Raw genomic sequence first — 21672 nt, 5'->3', positions numbered from 1 at the left:
CCCGCACAACGATCGTCGGAGCGCGGCCAGGCGCGGCGTCCGTCTTTTTTCAAGCTCGGCCGTGGGGATTTGGCGGCCGGCTCAGACAAGGAGGGGAGAGCCAGATTCAAGAGGCCGCGATGTTCAGAGTTTGGGGGCAATCAGCTGGTATGGCCGGACTTCCGGTCATCGTAGCTTTGGTGGCAAGCGTCGGCCCGGCACAAGCCGGCCTCGATACGCAGATCGACTTCAACATGCCCGCCGGAGACCTCGCCCGTACGCTGGTCGCCATCTCGCGGCAGGGCGGCATCATGATCTCCTTCCCGCCCGAGATCGCTGCGGGACGCCGAGCCATCGCCGTTCAAGGTCGCCTGACGGTGCGCGAGGCGCTGGCCGTCGTCCTGGCTGGCACGGGTCTGCGCATGGTGCCGGGCTCGGGCGGCGGCGTCACCGTCATTGCCGATACCGGCACCTCCCCCTCCGCCGCCGCGGCAGGTCTCGGCGACATCGCCGCCATCGACGTGACCGACGAGGGCACGCTGTCCCGCTTCGGCGATACCGGGTTTCAGGCGGGCACCGCGGGCGATACGGTGCGCTTGGCGGGCGCCGAGGCCAAGGAAATTCCAATCAAGATCGATGCGGTGACCTCGAACGTTATCCGCTCGCAGGTTGTAACGAGCACGCTGGATGCGGCGCAGAACATCTCGGGTGTTACGCTCGGCGCTTCGGATCCGACCAACCCAACTTTCACCATTCGTGGCTTCCAAGGCGGCGCCGTGACCGTCAACGGAATGGGCGCCGCCGGATACGGCAACACGGGCACCGCTGCCGTGCCAATCGACGATGTCGAGCGTGTGGAGGTTTTGAAAGGCCCGACTTCCATTCTGACCGGGGCAACAGCGAACGGCGGCGTCATCAACATCGCAGCCAAGCAGCCAACGAGCCGCGAGATACGCGATGTGGTGGTCCGATACGGCTCTTTCAACTTCAAGACGCTTGCCGTCGATCTCGGCGGGCCGCTCGCAGGTACGGAAGGGCTGACGTATCGCTTCAACCTTGCCGGCACTCATGCCGACTCGAACTATGCCGGCTATCGTGATCGCTACGAAACCTTGATTTCTCCTGTCGTCCGCTGGGAGGGCGCTGATACCTCGATCCTGGCAGGGCTGCGCCACGTCGAACTCAGACGGCTGACGCCCCAGTTTACGTTCTTAGACTTCGCCGGCAGCCCCCTCCGGCCTGCCGTACGAATCCCGAGAGGCACGCCATATATAAATCGAGATTTGGGCGCTCGGAACACAAATACAACAGTTTATTCAGATTTCACCCATCGCTTTGGCGATATCATGGGCTTTGATACAACGATAAATAACAAATTTAACTACGATGTATTTTCTGATGATGTAAACACATTCACATGGCTAAGACGTCGGGAACCTACCGGATCCCGAACAAATTACGCGGCTAGACAGATTTTTAATAGCTTTGGAGGAACGCGCCTCATCAATAGATCTGACATAACATTGACTTATGATGCTGGGTTTGCCAAGCAAACCTCAACGTTTGGGCTCGACTATCAATCAACCGAATTCAAATCATCAAACAACGTGAGCCCAATCATCGGGGTAAACCCAAACAACGGACTTCCCCAACAAAACTTGTTTAGAGAATACTCGCTCGTTCCAGGAAATTACACAAATAACGAATCAAAACAAGTTGGATATTACTATCTTGAGAAATTCGATACACTCGACAATCGACTTCATATCTTTGGACAAGTGCGTTACGATCAAGCTCGGTACGATTCCTGGTTTGGTCTTTCAGGCCGCAGGGACGTCGATGTCAGTCGTATCGAAGGCCTGTCGTGGGTATCCGGTGCTGCATTCGACGTCACCCCCTACTTCACCGTTTGGGGAAACCGCTCGAACGGGTTCCGGCCGCAACTTGGTCAAATTGGCACGACCGGGCAAGCGGCCCCTCCTGAGGACCGAGATCAGTGGGAAGTCGGCGGACGATTCTTTCTGTTTGATAAGAAGCTGAGCGTCACAACTTCATATTCTGACATCGCCGCGACAAATGTCGCGCGCTGCGATCCCGTGCGGGGGTGTAATTTTGTCGAACTCATCAGTGGGCAAAATTCACGAGCATTTGAGCTGGATGTTCAGGGCGAGATATTTCCTGGCCTCAACTTGATAGGCTCGTTTTCGTCGGTCATTTCCAAATCTCCAAACAATTCCGGGTTCCTGATTCAGCTGGATGGAGTCCCTCAATACACCGGAAGCGTCTGGGGAACCTACGCTTTCCAAGGCGGGCTATTTCAGGGCCTGACAGTCGGCCTCGGTGGACGCGGGAATTCGAACAGCCTCGTCTATCTCTCGGGGATCGGCGGCCCGTCGTTCGAGGTTCCGGGATACGTCACAGCGAATGCGCTGATCGGATATGACTTCGATCGCTGGTCCGTTCAACTTCGCGCCAACAACATATTCGACAAATACCATTATCTTACGAGCTATTCCGCCAACTTTGTTGGCATCGGAGAAGGCAGAACGTTCACTCTCCAAGCTAGATACTCATTCGAATGAAAGTCCCTCAATTCAGCAACCGTCTATGACCGCATTCCGGCCATAAATCGTTCCGGCTGAACTTGCCGTTCCGCCACCATTGGACCGCAATGGCAGCTGGTCAGATCATGGCCGACCATCACATCAACGCCCGCCTCTTCCGCCGCATCGCGCGGCTGACATGGCCGTTCTGGCGCCGGCCGCAATCGTGGCCGGCGTGGATCGGGCTCGCGGTGCTGCTGAGCCAGGGCGTGCTGCTGTCCTATCTGGTCGTGCGCTCGGCAGCCCTGCTGAAGGACGCCACGAATGCCCTGCTGGGCCGTGACGGCGCCGCGTTCGAGGCGGCGCTGACCGCCTACCTGCTGGTCTATGCCGCCAAGATGCTGGTGCCGCAGGCACGCTTCATCGTCGATGCCTTCGTCGAGGCGGCGTGGTGCCGGTGGCTGAGCCGGCACGTGATCGATCAGTATCTGGCCCGGCGCGCCTACTACGACGTCAGTCTTCAGGGCGACCTCGACAATCCCGACCAGCGCATTGCCGACAGTGTCCGCCCCTTCATCGAGCACCTGATCCAGATGCTGCAATGGACGGTCGGCGTCATCGCCCGGCTCGGCGGGGCGATCGCCGTATTCATCTCCATCGACCCGCGCTTCCTCGTCGTGGTCCCCCTGCTCGGGCTCGTGCAGGTCGGCGCCACCGCCCTCACCATCCCGCCGATCGTTCGGCGCCAAGTGGCCGTGCAGGTGGCGGAGGGCGACCTGCGCCGAGACCTCGTCCATATCCGCGACCATGCCGAGGCGATCGCTTTCTACGGCGGCGAGGCGGTGGAGAAGCGGGCGGTGATGGACCGCACCGGGGCAGCGGCCGACCGGCGCTTCCGGCTCGACCGGTTCCAGGCGCTCGTGTTCCTGACGGTGCACGCCGCCCTCGTCTTCGCCTGGATGGCCCTGCCCTACCTCGTCCTCGGCGGACGGGTGGCGGGCGGCGAGATGAGCTACGGCGATCTCGCCCAGGCCACCGCGATCACTCTGATGATGCGCGGCGTCATCGACACGCTGTCGCTGATCGTGTCCTCGTGCGGCGAACTCGCCGTCCGGGTCGCCCGGCTCGCACCGCTCCAGGAACGGTTCGACGCCATGGCCCTCGAGCGGGCGCAGTCCGCCGTGCCGCGGATCGCGATGCGCCGCGACAGTGACCGGGTAGCGGTCGAGAACCTCTCGCTGGAGACGCCCGACGGGGTGCGCCGCCTCGTGCAGAGCCTGAACCTCACGGTCGGGCGGGGGGAAAGCCTCGTGATCGTCGGTGAGACGGGGGTCGGCAAGAGTTCGCTCCTGCGCGCCATGGCGGGCCTGTGGAGCCGGGGCCGGGGCGACATCGCCATGCCGCCGGCCGGCGATACCCTGTTCCTGCCCCAGCGCCCCTACTTCACCGGCGGGACGCTGCGTGCGCAACTGCTCTACCCGCACGGGGGCGAGATGTCCGACGACGCGCTGCTCGACATCCTCGAAGCGGTGCACCTGCCCAACCTCGCCGCGACCCATGGCGGCCTCTCGGCGGTGCGGGACTGGTCCCAGACCCTTTCGGGGGGCGAGCAGCAGCGGGTTGCCTTCGCCCGCGCCCTGGTCGCCCGGCCCGGCTTCGTCTTCCTCGACGAGGCCACGAGCGCCCTCGATCCGGCGACGGAGGAGCAGCTCTACGCACTGATGGCACGGAGCGGGGCGAGCTACATCAGCGTCGGACACCGGCTCGGCATTGTCGCACACCACACCCACATCCTCACGCTCAAGCCCGGGGGGCGCTGGACGCTGTCGCCGGTGGCGGTGCGTTCGGCCGAGCCGGCGGAGGCGCCATGAGCGAGGAGACCCCGCACTTCGACCCGTCGGTGTCGTCCTCCGCCCGGAAGGCGGACCTGGGGATCGACCTCCTGCTCCTGCGGCGCATCGCACGCTTCTTCGTGCCGTTCTGGACGCGCCGGGCCGCCTGGCCCTACTGGATCGGCATGGCCGCGATCCTCGGCCAGACGGCGCTGGTCACGGCGCTGAGCCTGGGCTCGTCCTATGTCCTGAAGGACATGACCAACGCGCTGACGGGCCGCGACTGGGACACGTTCCGGTGGAAGTTCCTCGTCTACGCGGCGTTCTTCCTCGGCGAGATCCTGGTAGCCGGGCTCGCGATGATCGTCACCGCCTGGATCACCAAGGGCTGGCGGATCTGGCTGACCGATTGGATCGCGGGGCGCTACCTTGCGGGGCGCGTCTACTACGACATCGCCCAGCGCGGCGGGCTCGATAATCCGGACCAGCGCATCCAGGAGAGTCTCGCGACGGTCGTGTTCCTGTTCTTCGGCCTTCCCATGCAGGTCGTCGGCTCGGTCGGCGCTCTGGTCGCGGGCAGCGCCGTGCTCGGCTCGATCGACGGCCGACTGGCGCTGGTCGTCGTCGCGGTCAGCCTGGCGCAGAGCGTGGCGACCTATCTCGGCTACGTGCCGCTCGTGCGCCTGCGCTACGCGGCGGCGATGGCCGCCGGCAACCTCCGCTACGGCCTCGCCCATGTTCACGCCAATGCCGAGGCGATCGCCTTCTACGAGGGCGAGTCGGCCGAGAGGGGCCGGTTGCACGGGCAGGTGGATGCCGTGGTGCGCCGGGAGCTCATCGTTACGCTGTTCCGGCGGGCGGTGACCGATATGGCGCCGCTGTTGTTCGGTATCGTCTGGGTGGCGATCCCCTACCTCGTCCTGGCGCCCCGGCTGTTCGTCGGCGAGATCGACTTCGGCACCTTGACACAGGGCATCGCGGTCTCGACCTCGGTCGCCGCCACGGCGGTCGCGCTGCTCGGCATCCTCGCGCCCCTCTCCGGGGTCGCCCCGCACGCTGTACGCATCGCGCAGATCGTCGAGCGCTTCGACGCGGTCGAGGCGGAGCAGGCGGCGGGCGCGGGCCGGCGGATCGTGATCGAGCGTCGCGCCGACACCGTCACACTCGACGATGTCAGCCTCGAAACGCCGGGGGGCGAGCAACGGCTCGTGCAGGCCCTGAACCTGACCATGACGCCGGGCGAGAACCTCGTCATCGTCGGGCGGACCGGGGTCGGGAAGAGTTCGCTGCTGCGCGTCATGGCGGGGCTGTGGACCCGGGGCGCCGGTCGCGTGGTGATGCCGGCCGCCGCAGATTGCCTATTTTTGCCGCAACGGCCCTACGTGACGCTGGCGGACCTGCGGACGCAACTGCTCTACCCGCACGGGGGCGACGTGCCCGATGCCGTGCTGCTCGAGGCGCTGACAGCCGTGCGCCTGCCCGATCTTGCGGCAAGCCATGGCGGCCTCTCGACGGTCAAGGATTGGGGGCAGATCCTGTCGCTGGGCGAGCAGCAGCGGCTCGCCTTCGCGCGCGTGCTGATCGCAAGGCCGCGTTTCGTCCTCCTCGACGAGGCCACGAGCGCGGTCGACGGCGCGACCGAGGCGCATCTCTACGCCACCCTGGCCGCGACGGGCGCACGCTTCGTGAGCGTCGGGCACCGCGCAGGCATCCTGAAGCACCATGCCCGGATGCTGACCCTGAAGCCCGGCGGCGATTGGGCGCTGACGCCGGTGCCGACCGCGTCCCGCCAGCGATAAGTCCGGCACCGACCCGGCTGCAAGGCCGGCTGCAGCCCCTCCTGCCGATGCCTGCCCGATCTAAGATCGGGACGCGTCGCCGGTTTTGCGTGCGACGGCAACTTAGTCTTCAGGTGCAGCCCGAGTAATTTCCTTCGGCGCAGGCCGCGTTGTTTCGCCAACGCGGCCTCATCTGCGATCGGCCGACATGTTCGGACAAAAATGCCTTGGATTTCTCCGGCATCGATTGTGAAAAATGACAATCATGTCATATGTTGGCACGCGGGCTGCATGGAGCCTGGGGAAGCATCTCATCATGCAGTCGGGATGCCAGGAAGGGGTGATCGTCTGTGCTGGCGCCAATCGCAGAAAGGAAAGCCTATGCGAGCGGTGTTCTTTGGCAAGTTTAAACGTGAAATAAAGTATAAATCCGAACCGAGCTGACTCACGAACCAAGAACCAATCTGCTTCCGCATAGCGCATGCGGGCAGCTTAAAACAGAATGTCGGTTCGCCTTCGCCCTTGCGGCGCGGGACGGACTTCAAGCGCGGGGGCGTTGGATGGCAAGCGTTGCTGTTGGTCGGGACTCCAAACTGATCGAGACCTTGTTTCGGGAGCATTCTTCCTGGCTCGGATCTTGGTTGTCGCGCCAGCCCTGGACGGTCCATGCCCCTGAAGATATCGTCTCGGACGTCTTCCTGTCGCTTCTGACGCTGCCGAATGTGGCCAGTGTGCGCGAACCCCGCGCCATGATGACCACGATCGCCAAGCGGATCATTTTCGATGCCCGCCGTCGCAAGAAGCTTCAGAATGCCTACGAGGATGCGCTCATGGCGATCCCGGAGGCCGTGGATGTCTCGCCGGAGGATCGCCTCATCATCATTCAGGCGCTTCAGAAGATCGATCTGGTGCTCGCCAAGCTGTCGCCCCGCGCACGAGCCGCGTTCCTGATGAGCCAGATCGATGGTATGGCGAACAAGGACATCGCCCGGGAACTCAATGTTTCGCTCAGCGCCGTGAGCAAGTACATGACCCAGGGATTTTCCGCCGTCTATTTGGCAAAAATGGAAAGCTGACGGAATGGCGAAAGCCAGGCGGCAGGACGACATCGACGATCCCCGGATCGACGATAGCGGGCGCTCGGCCATCAAGTGGATGGTCGCCGTGAGTTCCGGACACATGACCGAGCGTCAGCTTCGCGAATTCGACCGCTGGCGCAATGCCAGTCCCGCCAACGCCGAAGCCTGGAACCGCATGTCGGGCGGCCTTCAGCCCTTCGACATCCTGGCCCGCTCGGGGCTTCCCCGCGGCACGGTCTCCCAGATCCATGGCCAGACGGCACAGCGCGACCGCAGGTCGGTCCTGGGCGGTTTGGTCGGCCTCATCGCGGCAGGTGGCATCGGCGCGGCTTCGCTGCAACGTTTCGTACCGCTGCAGGATCTCTTCAGCGATCGATACACCCGCACGGCGGAGCACGACCGCTTCGAACTCGCCGACGGCAGCAAGGTCGTGTTGGCACCGCGCTCCTCGATCAACGTCGCACTGTCGCCGGAGGAGCGGCGGCTCGAATTCTTCAACGGCCGGATGATGCTCGATGTGTCCGAGCGCGACAGCCGCCCGTTCGTGGTCGATCTGGGCGCGTTCCACCTCGATGCGTCGGCCGGCAGCTTCGTTCTCGACCGGCGCGACGGGCGCTTGGCCGTCACCGGCCTGAAAGGCAGCGGCACCCTCCAGGGGGAAGGGCAGCGGCTCAAGATCTGGACGAGCGAGCGCCTCACCCTCGATGGCGCCGGGCTTTCCCGCAGCAAGGTCGATGCCGAGGCGGAAGCTTCGTGGACGACCGGACTCGCCGTCATCGACGACGAGTCCGTCGCCAACATCGTCGAACAGATCCGTCCCTACTACGCCGGCTTCATCAGGCTGAGTCCGGAGGTGAGGGACCGGCGCGCGACCGGCGTGTTCAATTTCTTCGACCCCGTCGCCGCCCTGGACACGCTGGCTCGCTCGATCGGTTCGAAGATGACGCAGACCGCCGGCATCTGGATAACGATCGAGTCCTCGACCTGAGAAGGACGGCCTTCGACGAAGGTCGATCGAAGCGCTGCCGGCCGGCTCTCCCGAACGCAGGTCTCGAACCCATGCCGCGGGCGGCCCGGCGGAGGCCCACCGGATCGATCACGCGTCCGCCCATCGAAAGACGCCGGCCGGGACTGCCAACTTTTCCGTCTCGTCACACAGAAGGAGCACGAACCTCGACTGCGGCTGGGCGTCGGGGCGTTCTAGAAAAGGGCCGGGGCTGCGATGGCGACGCTGACGGACGAGCAACGGACAGCTGTGACTTACCTCGCGGGTGTCGATGAGAATGGGGCCATCGCCTCGTTCGCCTGGCGGAATTGGCGTCGGAACGATCCGCCGACCTATTGGACCGACCGCAGCTTCGTCAACAAATGGAACAACGACTCCGACGGCAACACCCTCAGCGCCAGCAGCAAGGCGGGGACGCCCGGCGGTGTCGTCACCTACTCGTTCGAGCCGGGCGTGTCTGCCTCGGCCCAGGCAGCCTATCGCGACGGACTCAATCTCTGGGCCGATATCGCTGACATCAGCTTCAAGGAAGTCCCGCTTTCATCCAACACCAATCTGGTGCTGGATACCGATGCGGCCAGAGGCGCTGTCACCACATCTCCGGGCTCGCTGCGGACGACCCCGGGCACGACCGACATTCCCTCGGTCCTCACCCCGGCCACGAACCAGTTGGGCTATTCGGCGAACGTCAACATTCCGAACGACAACCAGGGCTTCGGTGTTCTCGGTGACTTCACGACGCGCGGCGTCAGCACGGTCACGCATGAACTCGGCCATATGCTGGGATTGGGCCATGCGGGCCCCTACAATGCGGGCGTAGAAGCGGCCAATCAACTCAATGCCTTCGACAGCCAGCAATGGTCTGTCATGTCATACTTCACCGCCGACAACACCAGCACGCCTTTTTATTCTCAAAACCCCGTCACGGGCAGCAACTGGAGCGAAGCCCAAACGCCGATGATGCTGGATATCGCGGCGATGCAGCGGCTCTACGGCGCATCCAAGACGTCGACCTTTTCCGGAGGCCAAACATACGGCTTCAATACGAATATCACCGGAACATCAAAATCTTATTACGATTTTTCTTACAACACCACGCCCTTCGTTACGATTTACAATGCGGGGGTCGGAAATACTTTAGATCTTTCCGGGTATGGGTCCGATTCGACAATCAACCTCAACGCCGGAACCTTCAGTTCCGCCGGCGGCTTCGTCAACAACATCGGCATCGCCCACAACACGCAGATCGATACGGCGATCGGCGGCGCGGGCAACGACACCATCTACAGCAACGCCAACAACAACCGGATCGACGGCGGCGGCGGCACCAACACGGTCGTCTTTGCCGGGGCCGAGACCGACTACACCGTCGTCCGGACGACGGCGAACGCCGCAATCGTCACGGATCGGGTGACAGGTGCCGTCGATACCCTGACGAACGTTCAGAACATCGCGTTCGCCACCCCCGTCTGCTTCACGACCGGGACGCGGTTCCGCGTGGTTCGTGACGCCCACGAGCTGGAGGTTCCGGTCGAGGCGCTGCGGGTCGGCGACGTGGCGGTGACGGCGACGGGCGGGCGCCGCCCGATCCGTTGGATCGGCCGGCGAGAGGTCGTGCCGGCCGAATGCGCCGCGCCGTCGGAGCAGTGGCCGGTGCGCATACGGGCCGGCGCCTTCGGCCCTGGCCGTGGCGGGCGCTCCCTGCCCGTGCGCGACCTGACGCTCTCACCGGGCCATCCGGTGCTGATCGGGGCGGACGGTGACCATTGCGGCGGCGTGCTCGTGCCGGTGATGTGCCTGATCAATGGCACGTCGATCACCCGCGTTCCGACCGAACGGATCACCTACTGGCACGTCGAACTCGACGCTCACGACATCTTGCTCGCCGAAGGTTTGCCGGCCGAAAGCTACATTGATCTCGGGACGCGCCCCTGGTTCTCGGGCGAGGATTCTGCGCTGCTCGATCCGGATTTCAACACGCCGGAAATGAAGGGCCGCTGCCGCCCGGTGATGGTGGACGGCCCGGCCGTCGAAGCGGAGCGGTTGCGCCTCGCGGCCGTCTTCGCCAGCAGCTTGAACACCCAGTGCGGTTGGGATGAGGCATCCCCCTGGATCGCCACGTAAGAGCCCCGTGCCAGTCCGCTTCGGGCAATCGCACAGCATCGCCGGCTGAGTTGCAGCGCGCCGGCCAGGATCGCGCGCACCACGGCGAGGATGCCGAGGACGGACAGGAGGACGAAGCCGGCCTCCTTGTCCGGGCCGGGCTGCGTGCGGCGGGCGCGCGCGGACGGACACCCTGGGTTCATCGCCGATTGCCGAGAGCGATGACGAGCGGATCCCCGCGCCGCGGGTCACGGGGGCGAAGTCGCTCCGGATCTCGACGAGGCCGGGCACCAAAGGAAGAGCTCGCAACGAGCCCGTTCTGACAGACGGTCGCGTTCAAGCTAAGCGACGTGAAGGCCTTCCCGGTTGAGACGGGCAAGCCGCCGCACCGGGGAAGGCCAGGATCGGTTCCGGCCGGAAGCAACGCTCCTTACTTGTTGCATAGCGGACATCCGGACGGGTTTCGTGGCGCGTGCGGGGGGACCGATGACGGCACACACCGACGGAGAACCATCACATCTCGATGCCCGATGAGGCGGCGGCATTCGCCACGCTCGCGCGCCCCGTACAGACGCGGTTCGATGCAGCCCTCGCGGCGGGCGACGGCCTCTTCGACGGCCTGCCGCCCGAGCGCCGGCCGTACCGCATCCGCTCCTGCCGTCTCGCCCACAAGAGACGTCCTGGCCGGAGTGCCGCTGGTTTCACGAAGTGCGAGCGGTCGTCCCCGGTCTGCGAAGCGGATGCCGCGTCACCCTACGGCGCGAGCAGCCTGTCGTAGAGAGCGATCAGATCCTCACCTTGATCCGCGGCCGTCCGGGACGGGTGCGCCGGTTGCGGTGGGCTCGCACGGAACCGCTCGGGATCGGCATCGATCCGCTGGAACACCGCGCGCAGCCCGTCCGGAGATCCGACATCGACCCGGAAGCCGTTGACGCCTTCGTCGATATCCTCGCCGATCGCGCCCAGATCGCTTGCCACGACCCACAGCCCCGCGGCCCGCGCCTCCCGCGTCACCAGCCCGAAACTCTCGGGCCAGAGTGAAGGAGCGAGCAGCACATCCATGTCGGCATAGAGTTCGCCGATCTGCTCCTGCGGCACCTTGCCGACGATCCGGACGGGGGTCACGCCCCAGGTCTCCTCGCTGACGTAGTCGGTCGCCAGGGCGTGATCGACGAGGGTCAGGCTGAGGTTCTCGAACCGGCCCGACCGCAGGATCGCCTCGATCAGGATCGCGCCCTTATGCGCGGTGCGGCCACCGATATGACCGAGGCGCACGCGGCCCGACGAGTTCTCGCGCCGTGTGCTCGGCGTCAACGGCGAGACGCCGTTCGGGATCGCGATCGTCTGGGGGAAGCCGGCCTTGCGATAGATGTCGGCAAAGGATTCCGACACCGCGGCGATGGCCGCCGCCGAGTCGAGCACCCGCGCCAGCCCGCGGCGGCGCGCGATGGAGCCGGTCGGGGTGACAGAGCGGCTCGTCGCGTCGGCGAGAAGGTCGGGCGACGGCATCTGCACCAGCCCGTCCTCGTCGATGAGGAACTGGAAGTCGGAGATCCACCACGCGTCGTGGACGGTGACGACGTAAGGAATTCCTCTGGCGCGCACCGCCTCGACCACGCTGGCAGTCAATTGCTGCACGCAGTGGACATGGACGAGATCGGGCTCGAAGCGGTCGAGCAATGCCTCGAATTCCAGGCGGACGCTCGGGTTGAACGGGCGCCAGTCCATGTTCCGCTCGCGCGGCGTGGCGATGCGGAAGACGGGGATGCCGCGGTAGGCATCGATGCGTGTCCGGTAGGGAGGCTCGACCTCTATATCGGAGGCCGCCACCGCGAGTTCGAACCGATCCGCGGCATGATCGAGGATGTGGTCGATGTTGTCGCGCACGACCCGGGTGGCGCCCCCGACGGTCTGAGGCGGGAAGAAGACGTTGACCACCAGGATGCGCGGCCGCCCCTCGCGGCGCTTTCGCATCACGGATCGCGCAGCGGCAGCCGACGGACCCGCATCCCCGGCAGCAAGATCAGCCCATGCCTCGGCGGAGGTTTCGCGGGCATCCGACGCCGTATCGGCCGACCGCCGGACCCTCTGAGGTGGAGCAGGGAGGATTCCTCCGAGGACCTCGGCGGCTGCATCGAGGCCATAGGACGCCAACGCCTTGTCTCGCGCCCGATCCCCGATCTTTCGGCGCAAGGCCGGATCGTCGATCAGCGTGGCGAGCGCTTTCGTCCAATCCGGAACCGTTTCGGCCAGAAGGACGTCCTGCCGATCGATCAGGATCTCCCGGTAGGTGCGCGTCGCGCTGACGATCGAGGGGATGCCGCACATGGCGGCTTCCAGCCACTTGATCTCGCTCTTGGCATCCGCAAACGGGCCGGGCGCGAGAACCGCGAGGTTGATATCCGCCCCCGAGAGCGCCTCCCAATAGGCAGAAACGTCGTCGGTGAAGCCGAGCTGTCGCACACGATGAGCGAACCGCCGGAAGCCCGGACCAAGGCGCAGATAGCCGGCGATCACGAGCCGGACATGCGGATGCCGCTCCATCATGGCGAGAAGCGCAGGCGCGGCGAAGTCGTTGAAATCCTTGTTATGCGCCCGCGTGCCCGATCCGTAGAAGACCGTCAGCGCCGCGGTCGAAACGGGTGCGTGGGGGCGCCGCAGGAAGGGAAGGTTTCGCGTGTCGAGCCCGTTGCGCAGGACGTGGCAGACCCCTGAGCGGACGAGCGGGCGCATCCGCTCGGCCAGCGCCGGCGTGGAGGCGAGGCCGATGTCGCAGGCCTGCATGGCGTAGCGGAACAGCGGCACGCCGTATTGCAGATCGACATATTGCTTGGGCGTGATCTGCCCCTCGAAGCTCTCCAGGGGATCCGGGAACAGGGCCGCATCGAAGACGATGTCGTCGATCTCATAGATCGTCGGCAGGCCGAGGCCGCGCGCGTAGAGGATCGCGTGCAGGACGCCGGGAAAGGCTGCCACTCGGTAGAAGATTACCGCCGATGCCCTGTCGAGGGCCGGCCGACAATCGGCGGCCTCATCCTGTTTGAAGACCTCGACCGTCCAGCCGCCATGCTCGAGCTGCTGGATTTTCTGCACGACGCGATAATGATCGCATTGCGGAAGGTCGCGGTTGGCGACGATGACGATATGTCCGTTCGCCGGAACGGTAAGCGGTGCCGGCAGCGGATCGACCGCCGCGATCAAGCTCCCGATCTGGTCGAGGCAGGCTGTGAGTCGATCGTCCGCTTCCTTCCGCCGGCCGGCGGCGTAGTCGGCCCTCGCCTCCTCGCTGACGCGGGCGAAGGATGCCACCATGGCGCGGTGCGCGGCAGCGCGCCAATGCGGATTGGCATGCCAATCCGCGGCCGAGCGCCGGACGCGGTCGAGCGCCTCCGGTACGTTGTCCGGTCGCGCGAGCAGGCCGTCGATGGCGTGGATGTGGCTCCACACGACGGCGCCCGGCACGTCCGCCGCATTCACGAAGGCGCGCGCAGCATCGGTGGTGCGGTTGAGCCTGAGAAGCGTGTCGCCGCGCCGATGATGGAGGCGGCCGGAGACGAGGCCGGCCTTGAGCGCCCGATCGAACGCCTCTTTAGCCGCGATCGCGTTGCCACGGGAAAGATGGTACTCGCCGATCCGCTCGAGCAGTTGGGCCGAGCAGGCTTGCCGCACGGCTTCCAGCTCCCAGAGCTGAAAGCCCGTATCGATGAAATGCCGCAGGGCATTCAGCCGCCCGGCCGGCGGCGGCGCAACCCCCTCGGTCAAGAGAGAGCGGTAGGCCGTCTCGTCGAAGCTCTCGGGAAAGCGTTCCTCCCCGATGAGCTGGACCAGCGCCGCGGCCTCGCTCGCAGGCTCGCCCTTCCGGATACCCTTGCCGAGCCAGTGACGGTAAAGATCCGCATCGCTGGTGCCGGTCGAAGCATCCGGGTTGTTCGAGCGGTAGAAATTGGGATCGAAGCGCAGGCGCATCGAAATCGGGGCGAGCCGCTCCACCCCCTCTGTGAGGAAGGCGACCAGCCCTTCCATGCGGGAGGCGGGCGGGTGCGTCAGCCACCCCTCGTTCAGCAACGCGAATTCATGGAGCACGAAGAGGTCGAGCCACGCTCCCGGCAAAACCCGGGCGGCGACCAGAAGATGGACGAAGCTTTCGGCGGGGCGGCGCCCGTTCAAGGCCGTGCCGGCAGCGAGCATGCGCTCGTATTCCTGCTCGAAGGCCGATAGATCGGCCCCGTGAGCACGCCCCTCGAACCGTCCGAAGCGTAGATAATGCTCGCTGAGCTGCCACGGTTCGGTCAGGCCGGCCAGATCGTCGTAGAGTGCACGGTAATGCTCGGGGACGAAATCGCCCGGTAACGCTCCCCATTCGGCTTCGAGAGCGGCGACCAGAGCGGCAGCGTTCGGGGACCGGCCTTCGGCCCGACCATGCTTGAGGTAGTGCTGCTTGAGAACTTTGCTTTCGTCCCCGAGGATCGCGAGGTCGGGATAGTACCGGCGGTAGAAGACGTGATCGAAGCCTCCTCCCTTCCCTGCCTCGGACATCCGTAGGTCGAATTGCCGGGAAATCGCCCTGGCTCCGACCTGCTTCGAGAGCATTTGCAAGCTACGCTTGAACAATGTCAGCAACCTCGTGCACGGCTCAGTCGGAACGTCTCGGGTGATCGTGGACGGATCCTCCGTCTCAGGCACAGCCTCTGCGGGCCGGCATCAATTCGATCGCCCAAGACGGAAGGCGATTCGGCTGCAAAACCGGCCTCTGGCAGTGCAGCGGCGCAGAGGCAAAAACCTGGCGATCAGATCGATTGCGGCGTCATTCGAGAATGCGGATAAGGATGCAGGGCCGCCCACCGGGGAGGAGTTCGGCGCTTGGCCCATACCGCTCTGTATGACGTCCACGTCGGATTGCCGGGCCCCGCATGCTGCCTCACGCACTGCACCAAACGCAGCAGTAGCCGGAGGGTCGAGCATGAGCAATCCTCTCCTCGCATCCCAGGTCCGCCACCCGGTACCGACGGATACGGCGTGGACAGGCCCCCTTGTTTCCACCGATGAGGCAGGCTGCCGAAACCCGCAGCAACTCTATCTTGCCTCGAGCGGCTCGCGTAGCTCTTCAACCGCGCGCACGGCCTGCCATCGGGAGACGAGATTGGGCATCCAGGCCCGCGATGCCCTTCATCAAATGATTGCACATGCGTCGGCGTGGCGGGTAACGTCGGGCCGTTCCATCGATTGAAAGGCGAGGCGTCCACGGCATGCATTCCGGTTCCCTGTCGCTGGACGCGTTCCTAAGCCATCGTTCCATGGACCGGCGCCTCGCCCGCCTCACGCACGACGTTCCGCTGCCGGAGGCACGGGGCATCGAGTTCGGACCGGCGAACAATCCGACGGCGCTCCCCACGGGCATCCGCGTCGCGTACGTCGATCACGCCACCGACGCCCAGGCCGAACTGCCGGATGCCGTTCCGATCGACTATGCCTGGGCAGGCTCGGGCTCACTGGTAGAAGCCATCGGGCAGGAGGGGCTCGACTTCGCCATCGCCGCGCAGGTCGCGCAGTACGTGCCGAACCTGCTCGGGTGGTTTCGTGGCATCCACGCCGCTTTGAGGCCGGGCGGGGTTCTCAACCTATCCCTGCCCGATCGGCGATTCATGTTCGATGCAGGCCGCGCCAACAGCACTGTCGCCGAGCTGATTGAGGCGGATCTGCTGGGCTACATACGACCGAGTCTTCGCCAAATCTTCGCCCACACCTACGAGGCACGCGCCGTCGAACCCGGCGAAATCTGGGCGGGCGAGGACCCGACGCGGGCGTCGCGGCTATGCGGCGAAGCTGCGCTGGCGTTGGCCTACAAGCAGGCCGGCGAAGCCCTCGCGTCAGGCCGCTATCGGACGTGTCATTGCTGGGTCTTCACGCCCTTCTCCTTCCTCGACGCCATCGAGGCGGCAGCGCGCCTCGGTCTGTTCCCCTTTGTGCTGAATCAGATCGCCGCGACGGAGCCGGGCGGGTTCGAATTCTACGTCTCGATGCGCCGCGATGCCGAGTCGGATCCGGAGAGGTTACGCGGCATGCAGGAGGGCGCCATCGCTCATCTGCGCGGAGTCCTGAGGCGACAGCAGCGCACGGCAAGGCTGCTCGCAACCACCTGAACGCCTTATCGCCGACCCATCGCACCTGGGACAGGCATCAGCGCGATCACCAAGCCGGTCGTGCGGCGAACGCTGCACCGGAACACTCCCGGCGATCGATTGGGGTCACGGCACCAGCGGCCGGCCTCATGTCGCCGGTCGGGGCCGGCAAGAGCCGGCCTCTCACGCGGGAGGAGGCCTCGCCTCGGGGGGCAGGGGCCAGCCCGCCCCAATGCGGCTGCCGAAGCCAAAAGAAAGCCGAGTGTCTCGGCCTGGATCAATCCAAGACGGAACACTCGGCGCTGATTCTAAGGTCGATCGCCATCAAGGAACTCGACGGCCGCGTCCGGGCAGTCCCTACTTCCGAATCGTGGCAAGACGTGCCGCGGCAGCGTGCAGGGCTGGGTTGTCGTGCGATCCGCTCAGGGCGTAGGCCGTGCCGCCGGTCCGCCAGTAGGCGGTCGTTCCGTCGCTCGAGCGTGCAACCGGCTCCGTCCCTTCGGATAGGGGCGCTCCGCTGCTGTGCTTGGCGAACAGGGCGAGTTCGCCGATCTCGGCCGACTGGATCGAGACTTCGATTCCGGTGCCGTTCCGGCTCGGGAAGATCTGCACGTCACGAACGGTCCAGCCTTTCGGCAGGGGTGGCAGGTCGACACCGGTCGCAGCTTCGAGGTCGGCCGGGTCGTAGGCCGAGACCATGGGCTGGCTGGTCGTGCGGGCGCGGATCTGCACGGCCTCGCGGGCCTGCTTCGCCTCTTCGGCCAGGGACGGATCGATCGGCGAGGCGAAGGAGCCGGGAACGCCGAAGCTGCCGCTCTCGGTATGGGCGAGCCAGCCCGCCCCGACCAGGACCACGACCGCCGCCGCCCGGCGCAGGCGGGAGCGAACCCGCTGCCACGCGAAGGCGCGGTCGATCCGGCGAGCGCTGGAGCGCAGCCGCTCCGGCGGCAGGCTCGGCACCGGCAGGAAGGCTTCGCGCAGGGCGTCGCGGTCGCGCAGGTCGGCCATGACCTGCAGCGCGTCCTGGGGATTGCGCGCGAGATGCGCCTCGACCTCGACGCGACGCATCGGCTCGAGTTCGCCATCGACATACGCGATGAGTTCGGCTTCCGTAACCGGATCAACCATCAGCCCACTCCGACTGCCCTGCTTGCCCACCGTCGAACCTCTTCGTTTCCCGGTGTCGTTGTTGTTAACGGCTCAACAGGGTCATCAATTCCCACCGACGACGCGCAGATGTGCGCGTCCACGGTCTGGGCCATCGTCGGAGGAGCCGGCGGTGGCCTTGCCCTTGCGGCCGCCTTCCTCGAAGGCGCGCAGGGCTGCTCGGCCGCGGCCGAGCCGCGACATCAGGGTGCCGATCGGGATACCGAGCACGGCTGCCGCGTCGGCGTAGGCCATGCCTTCGAGGGTCACGAGGTGGAGCGCGGCGCGCTGCTCTTCGGGAAGTCCCTCGAACGCCTTGCGGATCTGCATGAGTCGCACCTGCCCCTCTTGGGCCGGCGGGGCCACGTCGTCGGAGAGCTGCACTAGCACATCGGCGTGGCGGGCCTCGACGCGTTTGCGGCGCTGCTCGTCGATGAAGACGTTGTGCAGCACCGTCATCATCCAGGTGCGCAGGTTGGTATCCGGCCTCAAGTTCGCGCGCGATTCGAGGGCGCGAACCATTGTATCGTGGACGAGGTCATCCGCCTTCAGCGAATCCCGCGTGAGCGACCGGGCGTAGCGCCGCAAGGGCACCAGCAGGTCGACGATTTCGGAGCGTTTCGAGCGCATTCTGTCGGCCACCATAACCTGCTGACGACTGGCGCACGCCTTTAATCCGGCGCGTCGTTCTTTTTTTGAAAAATTTCGCGCGACCCGGAAGCCGGGTGGTTTTCGGGGCACGGAGCCTTGCGGCGAGAGCTCCACCCGCCGCCTCGAAACGCGAACAGCCCGGACCGGATGCGAGATCCGGTCCGGGCTGTTCGCGTTCGCTCACACCAAATCCGGTTGATCCCTTCGGGATAGCGGATTTGGACGTCGCTCAGGCGCCGCGCGGGCTTGCTGGTACGTTCCCCGCTTAGATCAAGCGGAAACCGTATCAGAAATCGAGTTGAACGAGCGGAGGCTCAGTTCTCCTCGTCGCCCGGCTCGTACACCTCGGGCCGGGTCGAGGCGGCGCTGGCGACCGGCGTCGGCGCCTCGATGGTGGAGGGCACGTTCACGCCGTCACGCTTGTAGATGTCGTCGCGGAACTGCACCGTGCCGTCCGGGGTCGCCCAGGCGGTGATGTAGGTCCAGTAGACCGGCACGGGCTGGGTCAGCGTCGCATCGATGCGCTGGCCGCTCTCCACCGCCTGCTCGACGCGGGTCCGGTCCCAGCCGGGCGTGTCCTTCAAGAGCCACGTGATGTACTCGCGCACGTTCTGCACGCGCACGCAGCCCGAGGAGATGAAACGGAAGTCGTCGCCGAACACGCCACGGGAATTGGTGTCGTGCATGAACACGCCGTGCGCGTTCGGAATGTTGATGCGCACCACGCCCATGGAGTTGAAGTCGGCGCCGGAATCCTGGCGGTAGGTGTAGCGGGTGCCCTCGTCCGAGTTCCAGTTCACGGAGCGCGGCGAGATCTCCTGCCCCCCGGAGAGGATGCGGATCTTGTTGTCCGTGAGGTAGTTCGGATCCTTCTGCATCTTCGGGATCAGGTCCTTCCTCACGATCGAGGCCGGGACGGTCCAGGTCGGGTTGAAATTGATCTGCGTCGCCTTGGTGTTCATGATCGGCGACTGGCGGTCGATCTTGCCGACGCCGGCGGCGTGCAGCGTCACGACCTGACCATTCTCCACCGTCTGCACCAGGGCGGCGGGGATGTTGGTGATGACGAAGCGCCGGCCGAGATCGCCCGAATAGGAGCGCAGGCGGATCACGTTGGTCTCGAGCTGGCGCAGGCGCACCTCGGCGGGCACGTTCATCGCGGCCTGGGTCGCCGGGCTCATCTGGCCGGTCTGCGACAGGCCGTGCCGGGCCTGGAAACGCTTCACGCCGGCCGCGACGTAGGAATCGTAGACGCCTGCACCGCCGGCCGTGGCGTCGAGGTCGCCGGTGACGATCAGGCGCTGGCGCACCGCCGCCACCGCCGGCCCCCGGGAGCCGACGCGAAGACCGGCCGCGCCGGTCACGTTCTGCCAGCTGCCGCGGGAGACGATGGCGCGGTACTTCTCGGCCATCGCCTCGGTCGCCGCGATGGTGTCGGGCGAGAGGATCGGCGTCGAGGACCGATGCACCTGCATGGTCGTGGGCGAGGAATAGTCCTGCGCCCACTCGGCCTGGGCGAAGCCGCCCTCGCGGGCGAGCGCCGGGCCGGCGAGCACCGTTGCCGCCACGAGGGCGGCAGCGAGGGGGCGGGAGTGGGGGTGGCGCGCGCTCTGCAGCATCGATCCGGGCTCTGGATGAAGGTGCGGTCGGTGGATCCGGCCGGGAGTCAGGGTTCGAACGCGAGGCGTCGAAGAACCAAGTCTCGGCCAAGTCCTCGTGCCGCGGTTGTTGCGGTCTCGTGGTTAAGAAGCCATGCCGTTCCGGGCCATATTGTGGCGTCCGGGTGTGAGGGCGCACGCAGTGCGTCCAGAGCCGCTCGCGGGGCGGCCTCGCCGGGGCGCGGCGGCATGGCGCCGACCCGGCCCCTACCGGAGCGGCGCGAAGCGGCGTAAGGCTCGTGCCCATGCCGAGCCCACGCCGCGATCGGACCGGAGGAGCGCCGCGCGTCCTGCGCGGGCTGACCGCCGTGGCCGCCCTCTACGCGCTGGTGCTCCAGGCCCTGCTCGGCGGCATCGCGGCCCTTCCCGTCGCGGGGGCCCCCGCCTTCCTCTGCCAACCGATCGCGGACGGAACCGTCTCCGCCGAGGCGGCGAAGGACGGGCTTCCGGCCCCGGATTCGCACCACGCCGGCTGCTGCACCGCCGCGCATTACGCGCCGGCCGCCACGCTCCCGCCTCCCGTCTCCGCCGAGGCCGCGTGGCCCGAGCGGGACGCTGCCCGCGCAGGCTGGTCCGGGGTCCAGCGCCGGGCCGCCCGTCCGCCGCCCTTCACCCTCGCCCACGCCCGAGCCCCGCCGGCTGCCTGACCCGCCCGATCCCCGCGATCCTTCGATGTCAGACAATCGGAACCGTCCCATGCCCTGCTTCTGCCTCAGCGCCCCTCTTCGCGCCGCCCTGCCGCTCGTCCTGATCGGCCCAGGCGCCGTCGTTGGCCTCGTCTCGCCCGCCTCGGCCCACGCCGTGCTGGAGCGCAAGGAGGCCACGCCCAACGCCGCCTATCGCGGTGTCGTCCAGATCATGCACGGCTGCGACGGCCGGCCGACCACCCGCGTCAGCGTCACCATCCCCGAGGGTGTGACCGGGGCCAAGCCGATGCCGAAGCCCGGCTGGACGATCGAAACCGTCAAGTCGGCCTATGCCCGGTCCTACCCGTCCTTCCACGGACAGGTCTCGGAGGGCGTCACCCGGATCACGTGGAGCGGCGGCAACCTGCCGGACGAGCAGATCGACGAGTTCACCTTCTTCGCCCGGATTTCCGACGCCTTCGCCCCGGGCTCGACGATCACCTTCCCCGTCGAGCAGGACTGCACCGAGGGCAGCTACCGCTGGAGCGAGGTCCCGGCCGAGAACGGGAGCGCGCAAGCCCTCAAGGCACCGGCCCCGACGGTGCGGATCGTCGCCGCCCGAGGCACGGCGGCCCAGGGAACGGCGGCCCAAGGAGCGGCCGCCCAGGCAACGGCGGCGCAGGCTCCGGCTACCGCCGTCGCGAAGGCCGGAGCGATCGCGATCGAGACCCCTTGGCTGCGGGCGACGCCGGGCGGCGCGCGGGTCGCCGGCGGCTACGTGACCCTGCGCAACACCGGCACCGAGCCCGACCGGCCGACCGGCGCCGCCATCCCCCAGGCGGGCCGGGCCGAGATCCACTCGATGACGACGGAGGGCGGCGTGATGAAGATGGCCCCCGTCGAGGGCGGCCTTGCCCTCGCGCCGGGGAGCAGCGTCGCGCTCAAGCCCGGCGGCTACCACCTGATGTTCCTCGACCTGAAGGACGGGCTGAAGGCGGGTGAGACCGTCGCGGGCACGCTGACCTTCGAGCGGGCCGGGACGGTGCCGGCAACCTTCACCGTGGCACCGATCGGCGCGCAAGGACCCGGCGCGCAAGGCCCCGGCGGCGCCGCACCCGAGGCCGACGGCCACAAGCACCACCACTGACCGGC

The 21672-nt window shown here is 66.3% G+C and carries 14 protein-coding genes; 10 read left to right on the top strand and 4 right to left on the bottom strand.

Annotated features, from left to right (window positions below):
• Positions 1-149: 149 nt before the first annotated feature.
• The 7 genes from MKK50_RS21150 to MKK50_RS21120 all read left to right on the top strand — a co-directional run bounded on the left by MKK50_RS21150 (position 150) and on the right by MKK50_RS21120 (position 11098).
• Entirely contained in the window at positions 150-2561 is a 2412-nt protein-coding gene (locus MKK50_RS21150; RefSeq protein ID WP_499025101.1) for a TonB-dependent siderophore receptor, read from the top strand.
• An 89-nt stretch (positions 2562-2650) separates the two neighbouring features.
• The gene (locus MKK50_RS21145; protein WP_499025099.1) at positions 2651-4393 is read left to right on the top strand and encodes an ABC transporter ATP-binding protein/permease; all 1743 of its coding nucleotides are present in this window, start codon (positions 2651-2653) and stop codon (positions 4391-4393) included.
• The gene (locus tag MKK50_RS21140; RefSeq protein WP_499025098.1) at positions 4390-6153 is read left to right on the top strand and encodes an ABC transporter ATP-binding protein/permease; all 1764 of its coding nucleotides are present in this window, start codon (positions 4390-4392) and stop codon (positions 6151-6153) included. Before MKK50_RS21145 ends, MKK50_RS21140 begins: the two co-directional genes overlap by 4 nt.
• Positions 6154-6692: 539 nt before the next feature.
• Positions 6693-7208, top strand: a complete 516-nt coding sequence (locus MKK50_RS21135; protein WP_499025097.1) for a sigma-70 family RNA polymerase sigma factor — start codon at positions 6693-6695, stop codon at positions 7206-7208.
• 4 nt (positions 7209-7212) lie between these two features.
• Positions 7213-8199, top strand: coding sequence for a FecR family protein (locus MKK50_RS21130; RefSeq protein WP_253373671.1), 987 nt, complete (start codon positions 7213-7215; stop codon positions 8197-8199).
• A 234-nt stretch (positions 8200-8433) separates the two neighbouring features.
• Complete coding sequence (locus tag MKK50_RS21125) at positions 8434-10341, top strand: Hint domain-containing protein (protein ID WP_499025096.1); 1908 nt, start codon at positions 8434-8436, stop codon at positions 10339-10341.
• 502 nt (positions 10342-10843) lie between these two features.
• Positions 10844-11098: a hypothetical protein gene (locus MKK50_RS21120; RefSeq protein ID WP_499025095.1), complete on the top strand. Its 255-nt coding sequence runs from the start codon at positions 10844-10846 to the stop codon at positions 11096-11098.
• On the opposite strand, the gene MKK50_RS21115 is transcribed toward MKK50_RS21120, so the two are convergent.
• Positions 11074-14910, bottom strand: a complete 3837-nt coding sequence (locus tag MKK50_RS21115) for a glycosyltransferase (RefSeq protein ID WP_499025094.1) — start codon at positions 14908-14910, stop codon at positions 11074-11076. The genes MKK50_RS21120 and MKK50_RS21115 overlap by 25 nt on opposite strands.
• 656 nt (positions 14911-15566) lie before the next feature.
• Between MKK50_RS21115 and MKK50_RS21110 the strand changes: the two genes are divergently transcribed.
• Positions 15567-16460, top strand: a complete 894-nt coding sequence (locus tag MKK50_RS21110) for a class I SAM-dependent methyltransferase (RefSeq protein ID WP_499025092.1) — start codon at positions 15567-15569, stop codon at positions 16458-16460.
• Between the two features lie 336 nt (positions 16461-16796).
• Here the strand turns inward: MKK50_RS21110 and MKK50_RS21105 are convergent, their stop codons facing one another.
• The 3 genes from MKK50_RS21105 to MKK50_RS21095 all read right to left on the bottom strand — a co-directional run bounded on the left by MKK50_RS21105 (position 16797) and on the right by MKK50_RS21095 (position 19855).
• Positions 16797-17567 carry an anti-sigma factor family protein gene (locus MKK50_RS21105; protein WP_253373667.1) on the bottom strand — a complete coding sequence of 257 codons (771 nt, stop codon included), beginning with the start codon at positions 17565-17567 and terminating at the stop codon, positions 16797-16799.
• Positions 17568-17651: 84 nt separating this feature from the next.
• Positions 17652-18215, bottom strand: a complete 564-nt coding sequence (locus tag MKK50_RS21100) for a sigma-70 family RNA polymerase sigma factor (RefSeq protein WP_012752434.1) — start codon at positions 18213-18215, stop codon at positions 17652-17654.
• A gap of 335 nt (positions 18216-18550) precedes the next feature.
• On the bottom strand, positions 18551-19855 hold the full coding sequence (locus MKK50_RS21095; protein WP_253373666.1) for a L,D-transpeptidase family protein: 1305 nt from the start codon (positions 19853-19855) through the stop codon (positions 18551-18553).
• Positions 19856-20139: 284 nt separating this feature from the next.
• Between MKK50_RS21095 and MKK50_RS21090 the strand changes: the two genes are divergently transcribed.
• Positions 20140-20541: a hypothetical protein gene (locus MKK50_RS21090; protein WP_499025088.1), complete on the top strand. Its 402-nt coding sequence runs from the start codon at positions 20140-20142 to the stop codon at positions 20539-20541.
• A 49-nt stretch (positions 20542-20590) separates the two neighbouring features.
• On the top strand, positions 20591-21667 hold the full coding sequence (locus tag MKK50_RS21085) for a DUF1775 domain-containing protein (RefSeq protein ID WP_499025087.1): 1077 nt from the start codon (positions 20591-20593) through the stop codon (positions 21665-21667).
• Positions 21668-21672: the final 5 nt, after the last annotated feature.

It is taken from the genome of Methylobacterium sp. J-043 (assembly GCF_022829505.1).
GTDB lineage: Bacteria > Pseudomonadota > Alphaproteobacteria > Rhizobiales > Beijerinckiaceae > Methylobacterium > Methylobacterium extorquens_A.
This window is presented reverse-complemented; position numbering and strand designations above follow the sequence as displayed.

What these genes read in the sequence shown, in the direction of transcription:
- MKK50_RS21150 (WP_499025101.1), top strand. Translation starts at nt 150, where the DNA reads ATGGCCGGACTTCCGGTCATCGTAGCTTTGGTGGCAAGCGTCGGCCCG.
- MKK50_RS21145 (WP_499025099.1), top strand. Translation starts at nt 2,651, where the DNA reads ATGGCAGCTGGTCAGATCATGGCCGACCATCACATCAACGCCCGCCTC.
- MKK50_RS21140 (WP_499025098.1), top strand. Translation starts at nt 4,390, where the DNA reads ATGAGCGAGGAGACCCCGCACTTCGACCCGTCGGTGTCGTCCTCCGCC.
- MKK50_RS21135 (WP_499025097.1), top strand. Translation starts at nt 6,693, where the DNA reads ATGGCAAGCGTTGCTGTTGGTCGGGACTCCAAACTGATCGAGACCTTG.
- MKK50_RS21130 (WP_253373671.1), top strand. Translation starts at nt 7,213, where the DNA reads ATGGCGAAAGCCAGGCGGCAGGACGACATCGACGATCCCCGGATCGAC.
- MKK50_RS21125 (WP_499025096.1), top strand. Translation starts at nt 8,434, where the DNA reads ATGGCGACGCTGACGGACGAGCAACGGACAGCTGTGACTTACCTCGCG.
- MKK50_RS21120 (WP_499025095.1), top strand. Translation starts at nt 10,844, where the DNA reads ATGCCCGATGAGGCGGCGGCATTCGCCACGCTCGCGCGCCCCGTACAG.
- MKK50_RS21115 (WP_499025094.1), bottom strand. Translation starts at nt 14,910, where the DNA reads ATGCTCTCGAAGCAGGTCGGAGCCAGGGCGATTTCCCGGCAATTCGAC.
- MKK50_RS21110 (WP_499025092.1), top strand. Translation starts at nt 15,567, where the DNA reads ATGCATTCCGGTTCCCTGTCGCTGGACGCGTTCCTAAGCCATCGTTCC.
- MKK50_RS21105 (WP_253373667.1), bottom strand. Translation starts at nt 17,567, where the DNA reads ATGGTTGATCCGGTTACGGAAGCCGAACTCATCGCGTATGTCGATGGC.
- MKK50_RS21100 (WP_012752434.1), bottom strand. Translation starts at nt 18,215, where the DNA reads ATGCGCTCGAAACGCTCCGAAATCGTCGACCTGCTGGTGCCCTTGCGG.
- MKK50_RS21095 (WP_253373666.1), bottom strand. Translation starts at nt 19,855, where the DNA reads ATGCTGCAGAGCGCGCGCCACCCCCACTCCCGCCCCCTCGCTGCCGCC.
- MKK50_RS21090 (WP_499025088.1), top strand. Translation starts at nt 20,140, where the DNA reads ATGCCGAGCCCACGCCGCGATCGGACCGGAGGAGCGCCGCGCGTCCTG.
- MKK50_RS21085 (WP_499025087.1), top strand. Translation starts at nt 20,591, where the DNA reads ATGCCCTGCTTCTGCCTCAGCGCCCCTCTTCGCGCCGCCCTGCCGCTC.